Genomic DNA, 13,556 nt, shown 5'->3' on the forward strand with positions numbered 1-13,556 from the left:
AACGGCGCTGCCACCATGCCGGGACAGCGCCGGATGACCAACGTGCCCGTGACGGGCACGTTAAGTTAAGCTGGCTTATGCAGCCGGTTTTGCAGCTGGAGCGGCTGCTTCGTGTTTCGCCGCTTTCTTATGATGTTTTTTGGCGGCCTGCGCCTTCTGGGCGACTGGCGCGGCTTCTTCTTTCTTCACGGCTTTTTTGTGGTGCTTTTTAGCAGCCTGCGCTTTCTGCACAGCGGCTTTTTGGTGTTTTTTATGATGGACGGTTTTCGCAGCCGGTGCCGCGGAAGTGGTGGCGGTAGCAGCCGGGGCCGTGGTATTGGCAGCAGCATCAGCGGCGAATGCAGCAGAAGAGAGACCCATAGCAGCGGCAACAACCAGAGCTAATACTTTTTTCATCATCTTACCCTCGAATTGGTTTTTTCATTTAACCCCACTGCGGGGCCGTTGAAAGAACTATATTCCTGAAAATCCGGGGCTTCCGTGAGTGATTGGTATCGGCGTGTAACCATATGTACAACGCCGGGTACATGACCCGGCGAGGTCAGTTACAGATAGCGGGCAGTGAGGTGGTCGCGGAAATAGCGGCTATTGAGATCTTCTCCGGTCGCCTGTTCAATCAGCTGAGCGGTGGTGAAGCGGCTACCGTGCTGCCAGATATTCTGGCGCAGCCAGTCGAACAGGGCGCTGAAATCGCCGGCGGCGATGGACGTCTCCAGCCCCGGCAGCGCGGTTTTTGCCGCACTAAACAGCTGAGCGGCGTACATGGCACCCAGGGTGTACGACGGGAAGTAGCCAAAGCCGCCGTCGGTCCAGTGGATATCCTGCATACAGCCGTTGCGGTAGTTATCTTTTGTCGATAAGCCCAGCCACGCCTGCATCTTCTCATCCCACAGCGCCGGGATGTCTTCAACCTCGATATCGCCGTTGATCAGCGCCCGCTCAATCTCATAGCGCAGCACCACGTGCGCCGGGTAGCTCACTTCGTCAGCGTCCACGCGGATATAGCCCGGCTTCACCCGCTGGTTCCAGGCGACAAAATTCTCGGGCGAGAAGGCCGCCTGACTACCGAAACGTTCATGAACCGCCGGGAGCAGATGATTCAGAAACGCCGTGCTGCGGCCAAGCTGCATTTCAAAGAACAGGCTCTGGGACTCGTGGATGGCGGTGGAGCGCGCGAGGGCGATGGGCTGACCCAACCAGTTGCGCGGCAGGTTCTGCTCATAACGCGCATGGCCGGTTTCATGGATCACGCCAAAGAGGGCGCTCAGCAGTTCGTCTTCGTCGTAACGGGTGGTAATGCGCACATCTTCCGGCACGCCACCGCAGAACGGATGGGCGCTGACGTCCAGACGGCCCGCGTTAAAGTCAAATCCGAGGCTCTTCATTGCCTCCAGCCCCAGTTCACGCTGGATAGCGGTCGGGAACGGCCCCTGTGGCGGCACGAAAGACTGCTGCGCCTGTTTCTCGACCACCTGCGCCAGCAGATCCGGCAGCCAGGTTTTGAGATCGCCAAACAGGTCGTCCAGCCGGGCGCTGGTCATGTCCGGCTCGAAGATATCCAGCAGCGCGTCGTAAGGGGTACAACCTTTGGCCTCTGCACGCAGGCGGGCCTCTTCCCGGCTCAGTTTCACCACCTCTTTCAGATTGGCGGCAAAACCCTGCCAGTCATTTGCCGGACGCTGGGTGCGCCAGGCATGCTCACATTTGCTGCCCGCCAGCGATTTCGCTTCAACCAGCGATTCCGGCAGCAGCGCAGCCTGCTGATAGTGGCGTTTCATCTCCCGCAGGTTGGCCTGTTCGACGTCGTTAAGATCTTCGCTTTCGGCGTTACGCAGCCAGTCGGCGACGTTCTTGTCGGTCAGAATTTGATGCTGCAGAACGCTCATCTCTGCCAGTGCTTCACCCCGGGCGGCACTGCCGCCTGCAGGCATCATGGTGAACATGTCCCAGCTGGCGATGGCGGAGAGGTGGGAGAAACGGGAGAGACGCTGGAATGTGCGGGTGAGATGCTGATAAGAGACGTTTTTCTGCATAGTTGTTGTTCTCGTTCAGGGGATGTATTCAGAGGAGTGTACCGTGATTCATGCGCGATTCATGCACTTTTCATACCTCCCTTGTATCCGCTCTTATAGGTATGCTTCACATAGACGGATGACGGGTCTGAAATTGCGTGCCCGCTTTTGTAAAAATGAATCGGATTAAGTAACAATCGTTGGTAGAGCCTGCCAGTGTCAGGCTCTGAGGGGGATTAATATGAAATAGTCATCACGGCGGTGCCTTTAACATTACCAGCGGTAACGCTTTCGGCCGTTTTTACGTAGGTCGCTTTGTAACGCACGAAGCTCGGTGTACCTGGGCTATAAGTTATCGTTTCATTATGGGAACCGTCAAAGTTAATACGGCTATTATCATAATTAATCAGTGTGATAGCAGCGTTCCCGGCAGCGCCAGTTGTAATCTGGTTGACCAGAACGTCTGACATAGTTGAAATATAGTCGCCGCTAACGTTTACATTCAGATTACCCGTGTAATCCTTACCGCCAGTCTTACAATCCATGACCTTGTAGATAACGTCTTTGGCAAAGGCCAGGGAAGGGGTATTCACGGCCAGTGCATTCAGTGAAGCTACTTTAATATCATCCAGAACGACAGTGCTATTACTAATGGCTCCCCATGGCGTCACGTTACACGATTCAGAGTCGTCAAAGACATCACCATGTATAACCACCTGTGCTGTGTTTCCTGAAGCCATAGCTGGAAGAGCGACCACCGCTGAGGCGGCTACCAAAAAGGCAAGAACGCTTTTTTTCATTTTTTCAATCCATGTTTAATTCATTGAAAATTCCTGGTGCAAATACAACTCTTCACTTTCATTACAATAAATGATGGTTGCTGATTTGCTTTTTTTGCTTTTACGCGCGTCCAATACTACCTTTCACTTTAGTTAACCAGAAGGGTCTTTTTCTGAATGTAAATATGAGCCAGGCTGGTTGGCTTTATTTTAGTAATATCGCTTGCGTAGGGTATTCATTATTTTTATTCTTCCATTCACGATATTTGCATTGTGTATGTTTCTGGTCTTCAAGGGGGGGTATTTAACCAGGGTCTGCTCAAAAAAAGGAGCCAGAAACAGAAAGTTGTATTTAATAAATGCAATACCAGGTATGACTTACAATACCTGGTATGAAAACAGTAAAACACTGCGTCTATTGCAATCGCCGATGAAGGCTTCGGCCCACCACCAACGCCGCGCAGAGCATTAAGGCAATAAATCCCCCCACGCCGTTCCAGCCGTACTGGTGCCAGAAAACGCCGCCGAGCGTCCCGGCGATGCTGGAGCCGAGATAGTAGCTGAACAGATACAGCGACGAGGCCTGGCCTTTGGCGCGGCGCGCGCGTGGGCCGATCCAGCTGCTGGCGACCGAGTGGGCAGCGAAGAATCCGGCGGAGAAGAGCAGCATCCCGGCGAAAATCACCCACAGATTAGCAAAAAGCGTCAACAGAACCCCGGCCAGCATCACCCCCGTGGAGCACAGCATCACCGGGCCGCGTCCGAAGCGGGTGGTCATTGCCCCGGCTTTCGGGGAACTCCAGGTGCCGGTGAGATAAGCCACCGACAGCAGGCCCACCAGCGCCTGGCTCAGATGCCACGGCGAGAGCATCAGACGGTAGCCGATGTAGTTAAAGAGGGTGACAAACGAGCCCATCAGCAGAAAACCGGTGAGAAACAGCAGGGGCAGACCTTTATCCCGCCAGTGCAGGCGGAAGTTAATCAACAGGGTTTTTGGCCGTAGCGCAGTGGGGCGGAAGTGGCGCGATTCCGGCAGTATCTTCCAGAACATCAGCGCCGAGGCCAGGGCAAAACAGCCGATCGCCGCCAGCGCTATCCGCCAGCTAAAGAAATCGGTGAATACGCCGCTCAGCAGGCGTCCACTCATGCCGCCAATCGAGTTACCGCTGATGTAAAGCCCCATGGAGAAGGCGACAAAGCTGGGGTGGATCTCCTCGCTGAGGTAGGTCATCCCTACCGCCGCCACGCCGCTAAGCGAGAGCCCGATCAGCGCGCGCATGATCAATACCCCATGCCAGCTGGTCATCATCGTTGATAGCAACGTGCAGATCGATGCCAGCAGCAGGGCGGTGACCATCACCGGTTTACGACCGATGGCGTCCGAGAGCGGGCCGGTAAACAGCAGGCCGACCGCCAGCATCCCGGTAGAAATGGAGAGTGAAATACTGCTGCTGGCCGGGGAGATGCCAAACTCCTGAGACAACACCGGCAGGATCGGCTGCACGCAATAGAGAAGGGCGAAGGTGGCAAGACCGGCGGAGAAGAGCGCCAGCGTGACGCGCATAAACTGCGCGGTGCCGCGTTTGATGAATGGAACCGGTACTGCGTGGTTCGGTAAGAGATCGATATCATTGACTGGGGCGATATCAGCCGCCGTTGTACGACTCACGTAAATTCCTTGCTTCAACATCCCCGTGATTTCGGGTGACGGGTATGACCACAAGGATCAGGGTAGGAAATTGTAAATATTCTGTCTAATATATTAATAATCTCAAATGATACGTTAAAAATATGAATATCGAACTGCGCCATTTGCGCTATTTTGTCGCCGTCGCTGAGGAGCTGCATTTTGGTCGCGCGGCGGCGCGGCTTAATATCTCGCAGCCGCCTCTCAGCCAACAGATTCAGATGCTGGAGCAGCAGGTGGGGGCTCGTCTGCTGGCCCGCACCAATCGCAGCGTCGGGCTGACCCCTGCAGGGCGACAGTTTCTGGCCGACAGCCGCCAGATCCTGAGCATGGTGGAGGAGGCCGCAGCCCGGGCAGAGCGCCTGCACCAGGGGGAAACCGGCGAGCTACGCATCGGGTTTACCTCTTCCGCACCTTTTATCAGCGCGATTTCACATACTCTGTCGTCGTTTCGCCGCCTGTCGCCGGATGTGCATATCCAGACCCGGGAAATCAACACCCGGGAGCAGATCGTCCCGCTCAGCGAAGGCTCGCTTGATCTCGGCCTGATGCGCAATACCTTGCTGCCGGATACCCTGGCGTGGCAGCGGGTGCTGCGCGAACCGCTGCTGGCGATGATCCATCGCGATCACCCTCTGGCGGCAAAGCCGGAAATATCGGTGACAGAACTGGCGCAGGAGCCTTTTGTCTTTTTCGACCCCCACGTCGGTACCGGCCTGTACGACGACATTCTGGGATTGCTGCGACGCCATGGGGTGAATCCGTTAATTACTCAGGAGGTGGGTGAGGCGATGACCATTATCGGCCTGGTGGCGGCGGGACTGGGGGTGTCGATCCTTCCGGCCTCGTTCCGGCGGCTTCAGCTGCATGAAATGCGCTGGGTAGCGATTGCCGAACCGGACGCGGTTTCAGAGATGTGGTTAGTGTGGTCAAAACATCATGAACTCAGCGCAGCGGCACACCGCTTTAAAGATCTGCTCATCGGCGCTGCTTCGGGTTGATGACCGGCAAAAAAAGCGGGTAAAAATGTGCTGCAAATCACAAGGCTAAGTAAAAATTTGACGATTACTGTAGAAGTGCTTCACCATAGCCCACAGTTTATTTCGAAGCGCGAAAATAAGGGAGTACGTGGTGGTTGCTGATAGTCAGCCAGGGCATATCGATCAGATTAAGCAGACCAATGCGGGCGCAGTATATCGCCTGATTGATCAGCTTGGGCCGGTCTCGCGCATCGATCTTTCTCGTCTTGCTCAACTGGCACCCGCCAGTATCACCAAGATCGTGCGTGAGATGCTCGAAGCTCACCTGGTGCAGGAAACAGAAATTCAGGAGCCGGGCAGTCGTGGCCGTCCGGCTGTCGGGCTGGTGGTAGAGACTGAAGCCTGGCACTACCTCTCACTACGCATCAGCCGCGGCGAAATCTACCTTGCGCTGCGCGATCTCAGCAGCAAGCTGGTGGTGGAAGACCGTCTGCCGCTTGAACTGAAAGCCGCCGAGCCGCTGGAAGTCCGGATCACCGCGCTTATCGATCGGTTTTTTATTCATCATCAGCAGAAGCTGGAACGCCTGACCGCCATTGCGATCACGCTGCCGGGAATCATTGATACTGAGAATGGCATCGTGCACCGTATGCCGTTTTACGAAGACGTCAAAGAGATGCCGCTGGGGGAAGTGCTGAAAAATCACACTGGCGTGCCGGTCTATATTCAGCATGATATCAGTGCCTGGACGATGGCGGAGGCGCTGTTCGGTGCGTCTCGTGGTGCGCGGGACGTGATTCAGGTAGTGATCGACCATAACGTAGGGGCCGGGGTGATCACCGATGGCCGCCTGCTGCACGCGGGCAGCAGCAGCCTGGTGGAGATTGGCCACACCCAGGTCGATCCCTACGGCAAGCGCTGCTACTGCGGTAATCATGGCTGTCTGGAGACCATCGCCAGCGTCGACAGCGTGCTCGAACTGGCACAGCTCAGGCTCGGCCAGTCGATGAGCTCAATGCTGCACGGACAACCCCTGACGGTAGAGTCGCTCTGCGCGGCTGCACAGCAGGGCGATCTGCTGGCAAAAGATATCATTACCGGCGTCGGCACCAACGTCGGACGCATTATTGCCATTATGGTCAACCTCTTTAACCCGCAGAAGATCCTGATTGGCTCGCCCCTGAGCCAGGCCTCTGACGTGCTCTTCCCGGCGATCGCCGACTCGATCCGCCAGCAGTCTTTACCGGCCTACAGCAAGCATATCGTGGTAGAAAGTACCCAGTTTACCAATCAAGGGACGATGGCCGGGGCGGCGCTGGTAAAAGATGCGATGTATAACGGTTCATTATTGATCCGTCTGCTGCAGGGTTAACTGTTTTTTACAGTCTTACCAAAAATTGCGCTATCTCAAACCGGGCAGATAGCGCATGCCTTAGACTTCCTCCACTGAATTATTTCCTTGACTTATATTTTCAGAGCATAACCGTGGAGTAAGTGATGCTTAAGCGTTTCTTTGTAACGGGTACTGACACCTCTGTCGGCAAGACGGTGGTGTCCCGCGCCTTGCTGCAGGCCATGATGGCCAGCGGAAAGCGTGTTGCAGGGTACAAACCGGTAGCCAAAGGGAGTAAAGAGACGCCAGAGGGATTGCGCAATAAAGATGCGCTGGTGCTGCAAAGCGTCTCCTCTCTTGAACTGCCTTATCATGCCATTAACCCTATTGCCCTCAGCGAAGATGAGAGCAGCGTGGCGCACAGTGGGCGGGTGAATTACACCCTGTTGTCCAACGGGCTTGCGAGCCTGAGCGAGAAAGTGGATCACGTGGTGGTAGAAGGCACCGGCGGCTGGCGCAGCCTGATGAACGATCTGCGTCCATTATCAGAATGGGTGGTGCAGGAGCAACTGCCGGTGCTGATGGTAGTGGGCATTCAGGAGGGCTGTATCAATCACGCCCTGCTGACGGCGCAGGCCATCGCCAATGACGGTCTGCCGCTGGTGGGCTGGGTGGCGAACCGCATCAATCCGGGCCTGGCGCACTATGCCGAAATTATTGAGGTACTGAGTAAAAAGCTACCGGCTCCGCTGGTGGGCGAGCTGCCCTATCTGCCGCGTGCCGAACAGCGCGAGCTAGCGCACTATATCGACCTCTCTGCTTTCGGCGGTGTGCTGCCCGTAGATAGAGTCGTGGCGTAACGTCCGCGACAGCACCGAGGCCACCACACAGGCAATCAGCAAACCGGGCAGCAGCTGATACTGCCCGGTCATTTCACAGACCATCAGTGCCGACATGATCGGCGCATGCGTGGTAGCGGCGAGCAGCGTCGCCATTCCTGCCAGTCCCAGCAAAATCGCGATTTCTGAACCGGGCAACCACAGCGAAAAGAGTTGGGCAAACAGCATCCCGGTCGCCATGCCGACAAACAGCGTTGGCGTGAATACCCCACCCGGTGCGCCAGAGCCGCTGCTGGCCAGTACCGCCAGCAGCTTGCAGAGGAGTACGCCCGCAATCACCGACAGCAGCGGCGGCGCCAGCAGAAATCCTTGTACCACGCTGTAACCATTCCCCCACACCTTCGGCGTCAGCAGCGACAGCAGCCCGACAATCAGCCCGCCCAGCGCCAGCTGCCACGGCGGGGAGAGCTTCAGGCGCAGAAAAAGGGTATGACTGAAAGCCATAAGCCACATCAGCGCGGGACCGCAGATCCCCGCCAGCAGACCGATTCCCAAAATCAATGAATAATCCATCGCGGTCAGGGTACCGCTGAGATGCACCTCATACAGCGTACTGGCACCGGGGCTGAGCAGGCGAGTGGTAAGCAGCGCCACCACGGCGGCAATCACCACCGGCCCGAGCGAGGCCAGCATCAGGGTGCCAAATAAGATTTCGGCGATAAAAAGGCTACCGGCTAAAGGGGCATGATAGGCGCTGGCCATCCCGGCGGCGGCACCGCAGGCGATCCACAGTTTCCACTCGGTTTTTGGCGTAAAGCGCTGTGCAAAAAACGAGGCGGCGAGGGCGGCCAGCAGGATCATCGCCCCTTCGCGGCCAATGGCGCTGCCGCTGGCGACCACCAGCAGCGAGGCCAGCGATTTAATCAGGCTGGCGCCGTAGTCAAACTGCCCGTCGCCCGTTTCCAGCGCTTCCATATAGTCGGTGGGCGCATGGGGGCGCTGAGCGGTCATTCGTTGCCATCCCCACAGCAACAGGCCAGCAGCCAGCCCGCCAAGGGTCGGCGTCAGCACGCGTCGCCAGGGCGAGAGGGCGCTGGCGGCATTGACCAGGCTGCCGCTGTCGTTACTCAGAAACAGCCACTCCAGCAAGTAGAGAGCATGACGAAACAGCGCCACGGCCAGCGCCGCCAGCACGCCGGTGACGCTGGCAATCAGCAGCCGGCGAAACATCGCGCGGATGTCAGGGTAAGCATGAAGTCGATGCATGGGCTACGCGTAAATGGGAGAGATACAATATTCTGGCGGGAAAACGCGGGGTTAGCAATGCGAATAGCCGGGCGTGGCCCGGCTCTGTAGATTAACTCTCGCTGTGAATATTCAGTGCCCGGCGCGTGCGCCCGGAACTTAAGTATTCTGCGATATAGTCCTGGGAAATTTCGCCGTTATAGCGTCCGTCCTCATCGACAATCGGCATCCAGCTGGTATTGCTCTCATACAGACGCGAAAGCACCACGCGCAGGTTATCCTCCGCTTTACCGGTCATGCGGAAGGCGTGGAGCAGATCCGCGCAGCTGCCGCTGGCATTACGTGCTTCCCGGCGCTTAACGAAGCCCAGCGGCTTACCCTCTTCATCCACCACGGTGATGGCGCGAATATCGTTATCATCCATAATGGCGAATGCCTCCGGTAGCGGGGTGGCGGGGCGCACGGTAATGGTCGGTTGCCGATCGGTGACATCCCCTGCGGAAACCAGCAGCAGACGCTTCAGGGTGCGGTCCTGGCCGACAAACGAGCCGACAAACTCATTCGCCGGTTTCGCCAGCAGTTCATCCGGGCTGGCGCACTGGACGATGCGGCCCTGGCGGAAGACGGCGATACGGTCGCCCAGCTTCAGCGCTTCGTCGATGTCGTGGCTCACCAGCATTACCGTTTTTTTCAGCTTGCGCTGCATCTCCAGGAACTGGTTCTGGATCACCTCGCGGTTAATCGGGTCCACCGCGCCGAAAGGTTCATCCATCAGCAGTACCGGAGGATCCGCCGCCAGGGCGCGGATCACGCCGATACGCTGCTGCTGGCCGCCGGACATTTCGCGCGGATAGCGATTGAGAAACTTATGCGGATCCATCGCTACCATATCCATCAGCTCTTCGGCGCGGGTTTTACAGCGGGCTTTATCCCAGCCCAGCATGCGTGGCACCACGGTGATGTTCTCTTCGATGGTCATGTTGGGGAACAGACCAATCTGCTGGATCACGTAGCCTATGTTGCGGCGCAGGGTCACGGTGTCCATATCGCTGGTGTCCTGGCCGTTAATCTGAATAGTGCCGCTGCTCGGGGCGATCAGACGGTTAATCATCTTCAGGGTGGTGGTTTTACCGCAGCCGGACGGGCCGAGCAGGACGCACATCTCCCCTTCAGGCACGTTCAGGTTAACGTTATCTACGGCTTTAAAAGTCTGGCCGTGCTTCTGTGAAAATTGTTTGGTGAGGTTTTCCAGTTTTATCATTATCGAATCCCCTTTGGAGTCAGTACGATCTGCAGGCGGTGCAGTAACCAGTCGAGCACAATCGCTAACAGACAAATCATCAGCGCGCCCGCAATCAACATACGAATATCGCTTCCGCCGATGCCGTTAAGCAGCAGCAGGCCAAGCCCGCCCGCGCCGATGACGGCGGCAATGGCCATGACGCCGATATTCATCACCACTGCGGTACGGATGCCGCCGAAAATTACCGGCAGCGCCATCGGAATTTCTACCCAGCGCAGGCGCTGCCAGAAGGTCATGCCGATGCCGCGACCCGCTTCGCGCAGGCCGGGTGGCAGGCTGTCCAGCGCGGTGTGGGTGTTACGCACAATCGGCAGCAGCGAGTAAAGGAACACCGCAGTAATGGCCGGCAGGGCGCCAATACCCTGACCGATCAGCGAAAAGAGCGGGATCATCAGGCCGAACAGGGCAATCGACGGGATGGTCAGGACCAGAGTCGCGATTCCCAGCACCGGCGTCGCCAGCCATTTGTGGCGCACGATCAGAATCCCCAGCGGTACGCCGATGATAATGGCAAGGCCCACGGCCAGAGCCACCAGCCATAAATGCTGTAGCGTCAGGCTTAACAGATAGCCCCAGTTATCCATGATGTAGTGAACGGTATCCATAGCGCCTCCTTACAGCAGCTGCTTGCTACGCAGGAAATCACGGGCGACCTGCTGCGGTGACTGATGATCGATATCCACCCTCTTATTCAGTTCGGTGATAACGTCGTTATTGAGCTGGGCGGAGAGGGTGTTCAGCGCCTCTTCCAGACCCGGGTTAGCCTCCAGCGTGTCCTTACGTACCACCGGGGTGACCGCGTAGCTCGGGAAGAAGCCTTTATCGTCTTCCAGCACCTTCAGGTCGAAGCCTTTTACCCGCCCGTCGGTAGTGTAGATAAGACCGGCATCAACGAAGCCGTCGCGCACGGCGTTATAGACCAGACCGGGGTCCATCTGGCGGATCTGCGGGCGATCCAGCTCCAGGTTATAGGCCGCCTGCAGCGGCTTCATGCCGTCGCTGCGCCCGGAAAATTCAAGATCGAGGCCCAGCATCCAGTTGTTATCCGGATCGGTTTTGCGCACCTGCTCAATCTTCGCCACCAGCTCCGACATGGTGTTGATATGCTCCGCTTCGGCGCGCTTGCGCTGCATGGCAAAGGCATAGGTGTTATTCATGTCGGCGGGTTTGAGCCACACCAGACCGTGCTTCGCGTCCAGGCGTTTAACCGTCTCGTAAGACTCCTCGGGCGACATGCGTTTGTTGATATGGTTGAAGATGATTAGCGACGTACCTGTGTACTCCCAGGTCATATCAATCTGCTTGTTGATCATCGCATTACGGGAAATCACGGTCGCGATGTTGGTCTTGGGCTGAACCTGAAACCCTTTCTTTTGCAAATACTGCACGGTCATGGCCGAGAGAATGTGCTGTTCGGTAAAACTTTTGGTCGCCAGGATCAGGGGCGCAGCGAGCGCCTGGCTGGTAAAGAGCGCGGCGGTACATAACGCCGCCAGGCCGGTAAACAGTCTCATACAAGCTCCTTGTTATTGTTATCGCGCAAGATGCGGGCTCATCAGACGACCCAGCGCCGCCAGCAACGTATCCAGGATCAGGGCGAACAGGGCGGTGGCCGCCGCGCCGAGGATCAGGGTCGGGAAGTCGTTCAGGTAGATGCCAGGGAAAATCAGCTCGCCGTAGCTGCTGGCGCCAATCAGGAAGGCCAGCGGTGCGGTACCCACGTTAATGGCGGTGGCAATGCGAATGCCGGAGAGCATCACCGGCCAGGCGTTAGGCAACTCTACCTGGCGAAGACGCTGCCCTTTGGTCATGCCGATGCCATTTGCCGCTTCCAGTAACGATGCCGGGACCGAGCACAACCCGGCATAGGTGTTACGCACAATCGGCAGCAGCGAGGCGAGGAACAGGGCGATGATAGCTGGCGTATCGCCGATGCCAATTACCACCATCGCCAGCGCCAGTACCGCCAGCGGTGGCAGGGTGTTGCCCACGTTAAAGATTTGCATTACGTATTCGGCGATACCGCGGGCGGCGGGGCGGCTCAGTAAAATACCGCTTGGGATCCCCACCAGCAGGGCGAAGAACATAGATGAGAACACCAGAATCAGGTGCTGTTGTCCGAGATAGAGCAGGTCAACCTGGCGCGCTTTGATCGTCTCAGGCCCGATCCCCCATATGAGGAGGGCGATAACCACCAGAATAGCGCCGACAAAAAGCAGCGAGCGTTTGAGTAATGGATGCATTGCGGTGTGTCTCCCTGTGCGCATGCGTTATAGCAACCATCGGTTGCCTGTTGTTATGCCATGTTTTGGCAGGGGTATTTCAGCTATAGCAAGGTATGGGGAAAGGTTCCAGCGAAGCGGTGAAAAACGTAACCCTATGAAAAAAGCGGAAATCCTGGGTTACGCCTTATGGGGTAAGGGCTGGGTACGGTGCAGGCAGAATTATCTTAAAGAGTAATTCTCTAAGTGACACTGTCACTTAGAGAATGGTCGGCGTTCGTTATTTGCTAAGCGCAGTGCGGACTTTTCGCACACGCAGGGAGGTACTGGTGATGGAAAAGAGGGCCACCAAAACCAGCATCAGCCCCAGCGCCAGCATCGTATTAAAGCCAAACGCTCTGAACAGAATAAGCCCCGCTATCCCCCCGCTGATAAACGAAATAAGGGTGGTGAGATGGGTTGTAAGCTGGCTTCGCTGTGCTGACGTATCTTTGGAAAAATCCCGGCGTAGCATCGCCACCATAACGGAGGCCAGCGAAATGCCCGCGTCGGTTAAGGTGCCGGTAATATGGGTGGATCTTACCCGTCCGCCGGAAAGCTGGGTTGAGGTGGAGTTATGGATCCCCATCAGGCCGCAGAGGAACACAATAATTTCACGATTTGTCGTGAGCGTATGAAAAAAAATTTCATACAGGGATACACCGGTCAGTAGTAATCCTTCAATAAACAAAACCTGACAAAAAATTAACCGCACATTATGAATGGTGCCCCATAAAACGATTATCCGCGCAATGATTGCCCCTGTTACAAAGGCCAGAATAATGGTGGCGAAAAAAATGATATCGTTCAGATCCGTTGAGGAGACTTCGCTGGAAAATTGTGAGGTATTGCCTGTCATGTGGGAAGGGAAGAAGCCGAATGCCCCCAGCGCAATGGCATTCAGCAGTCCTGCGGAGGTGGCCAGCCACAGCGCAAGCCGGCGATCCTCCTGATGGGTTCGCGCTTTCTTGAGTTTAATCAGCAAAGAATACCTCCGGTTTGAGCTTTGCCTGAATAATCAGGCTAGCAAAGCGAAATGCTCGATTGTCCAGGATAGCGCTTAATTATTAATTCACCGGAGGAGGCTGTGGATTAAGTAATTAAATAAATTAACCTT

The 13,556-nt window shown here is 56.4% G+C and carries 13 protein-coding genes; 3 read left to right on the forward strand and 10 right to left on the reverse strand.

Going from position 1 to position 13,556, the window contains the following annotated elements:
* Nucleotides 1-75: 75 nt before the first annotated feature.
* The 4 genes from asr to MXM41_RS00825 form a co-directional block, all read right to left on the reverse strand.
* Entirely contained in the window at nucleotides 76-396 is a 321-nt protein-coding gene (gene asr, locus MXM41_RS00810) for an acid resistance repetitive basic protein Asr (protein WP_325930810.1), read from the reverse strand.
* 149 nt (nucleotides 397-545) lie between these two features.
* Nucleotides 546-2,033 carry a carboxypeptidase M32 gene (locus MXM41_RS00815; RefSeq protein ID WP_325929319.1) on the reverse strand — a complete coding sequence of 496 codons (1,488 nt, stop codon included), beginning with the start codon at nucleotides 2,031-2,033 and terminating at the stop codon, nucleotides 546-548.
* A 215-nt stretch (nucleotides 2,034-2,248) separates the two neighbouring features.
* Nucleotides 2,249-2,812 carry a fimbrial protein gene (locus tag MXM41_RS00820; protein WP_325929320.1) on the reverse strand — a complete coding sequence of 188 codons (564 nt, stop codon included), beginning with the start codon at nucleotides 2,810-2,812 and terminating at the stop codon, nucleotides 2,249-2,251.
* Between the two features lie 394 nt (nucleotides 2,813-3,206).
* Nucleotides 3,207-4,460 carry an MFS transporter gene (locus MXM41_RS00825; RefSeq protein WP_325929321.1) on the reverse strand — a complete coding sequence of 418 codons (1,254 nt, stop codon included), beginning with the start codon at nucleotides 4,458-4,460 and terminating at the stop codon, nucleotides 3,207-3,209.
* Nucleotides 4,461-4,582: 122 nt separating this feature from the next.
* Between MXM41_RS00825 and MXM41_RS00830 the strand changes: the two genes are divergently transcribed.
* The 3 genes from MXM41_RS00830 to bioD all read left to right on the forward strand — a co-directional run bounded on the left by MXM41_RS00830 (nucleotide 4,583) and on the right by bioD (nucleotide 7,651).
* On the forward strand, nucleotides 4,583-5,479 hold the full coding sequence (locus MXM41_RS00830) for a LysR family transcriptional regulator (RefSeq protein WP_325929322.1): 897 nt from the start codon (nucleotides 4,583-4,585) through the stop codon (nucleotides 5,477-5,479).
* Nucleotides 5,480-5,609: 130 nt separating this feature from the next.
* Nucleotides 5,610-6,830: a sugar metabolism global transcriptional regulator Mlc gene (gene mlc, locus MXM41_RS00835; protein ID WP_325929323.1), complete on the forward strand. Its 1,221-nt coding sequence runs from the start codon at nucleotides 5,610-5,612 to the stop codon at nucleotides 6,828-6,830.
* Between the two features lie 125 nt (nucleotides 6,831-6,955).
* Entirely contained in the window at nucleotides 6,956-7,651 is a 696-nt protein-coding gene (bioD, locus tag MXM41_RS00840; protein WP_325929324.1) for a dethiobiotin synthase, read from the forward strand.
* On the opposite strand, the gene clcB is transcribed toward bioD, so the two are convergent.
* The 6 genes from clcB to MXM41_RS00870 all read right to left on the reverse strand — a co-directional run bounded on the left by clcB (nucleotide 7,586) and on the right by MXM41_RS00870 (nucleotide 13,424).
* Nucleotides 7,586-8,896: a voltage-gated ClC-type chloride channel ClcB gene (gene clcB, locus MXM41_RS00845; protein WP_325929325.1), complete on the reverse strand. Its 1,311-nt coding sequence runs from the start codon at nucleotides 8,894-8,896 to the stop codon at nucleotides 7,586-7,588. The two genes, bioD and clcB, sit on opposite strands and share 66 nt — an antisense overlap.
* Nucleotides 8,897-8,987: 91 nt before the next feature.
* Nucleotides 8,988-10,136 (reverse strand): osmoprotectant ABC transporter ATP-binding protein OsmV, encoded by a 1,149-nt coding sequence (osmV, locus tag MXM41_RS00850; RefSeq protein ID WP_325929326.1) that lies wholly within the window; start codon nucleotides 10,134-10,136, stop codon nucleotides 8,988-8,990.
* On the reverse strand, nucleotides 10,136-10,783 hold the full coding sequence (gene osmW / locus MXM41_RS00855) for an osmoprotectant ABC transporter permease OsmW (protein WP_325929327.1): 648 nt from the start codon (nucleotides 10,781-10,783) through the stop codon (nucleotides 10,136-10,138). Before osmW ends, osmV begins: the two co-directional genes overlap by 1 nt.
* A gap of 9 nt (nucleotides 10,784-10,792) precedes the next feature.
* A complete protein-coding gene (gene osmX / locus MXM41_RS00860; RefSeq protein WP_325929328.1) occupies nucleotides 10,793-11,692 on the reverse strand; it encodes an osmoprotectant ABC transporter substrate-binding protein OsmX in 900 nt (299 codons plus the stop codon).
* 18 nt (nucleotides 11,693-11,710) lie between these two features.
* Nucleotides 11,711-12,421, reverse strand: a complete 711-nt coding sequence (gene osmY / locus MXM41_RS00865) for an osmoprotectant ABC transporter permease OsmY (protein ID WP_325929329.1) — start codon at nucleotides 12,419-12,421, stop codon at nucleotides 11,711-11,713.
* Nucleotides 12,422-12,680: 259 nt separating this feature from the next.
* Nucleotides 12,681-13,424, reverse strand: a complete 744-nt coding sequence (locus MXM41_RS00870; protein WP_325929331.1) for a YoaK family protein — start codon at nucleotides 13,422-13,424, stop codon at nucleotides 12,681-12,683.
* Nucleotides 13,425-13,556: the final 132 nt, after the last annotated feature.

Source organism: Leclercia adecarboxylata, from assembly GCF_035787115.1.
GTDB classification, from domain to species: domain Bacteria; phylum Pseudomonadota; class Gammaproteobacteria; order Enterobacterales; family Enterobacteriaceae; genus Enterobacter; species Enterobacter adecarboxylatus_E.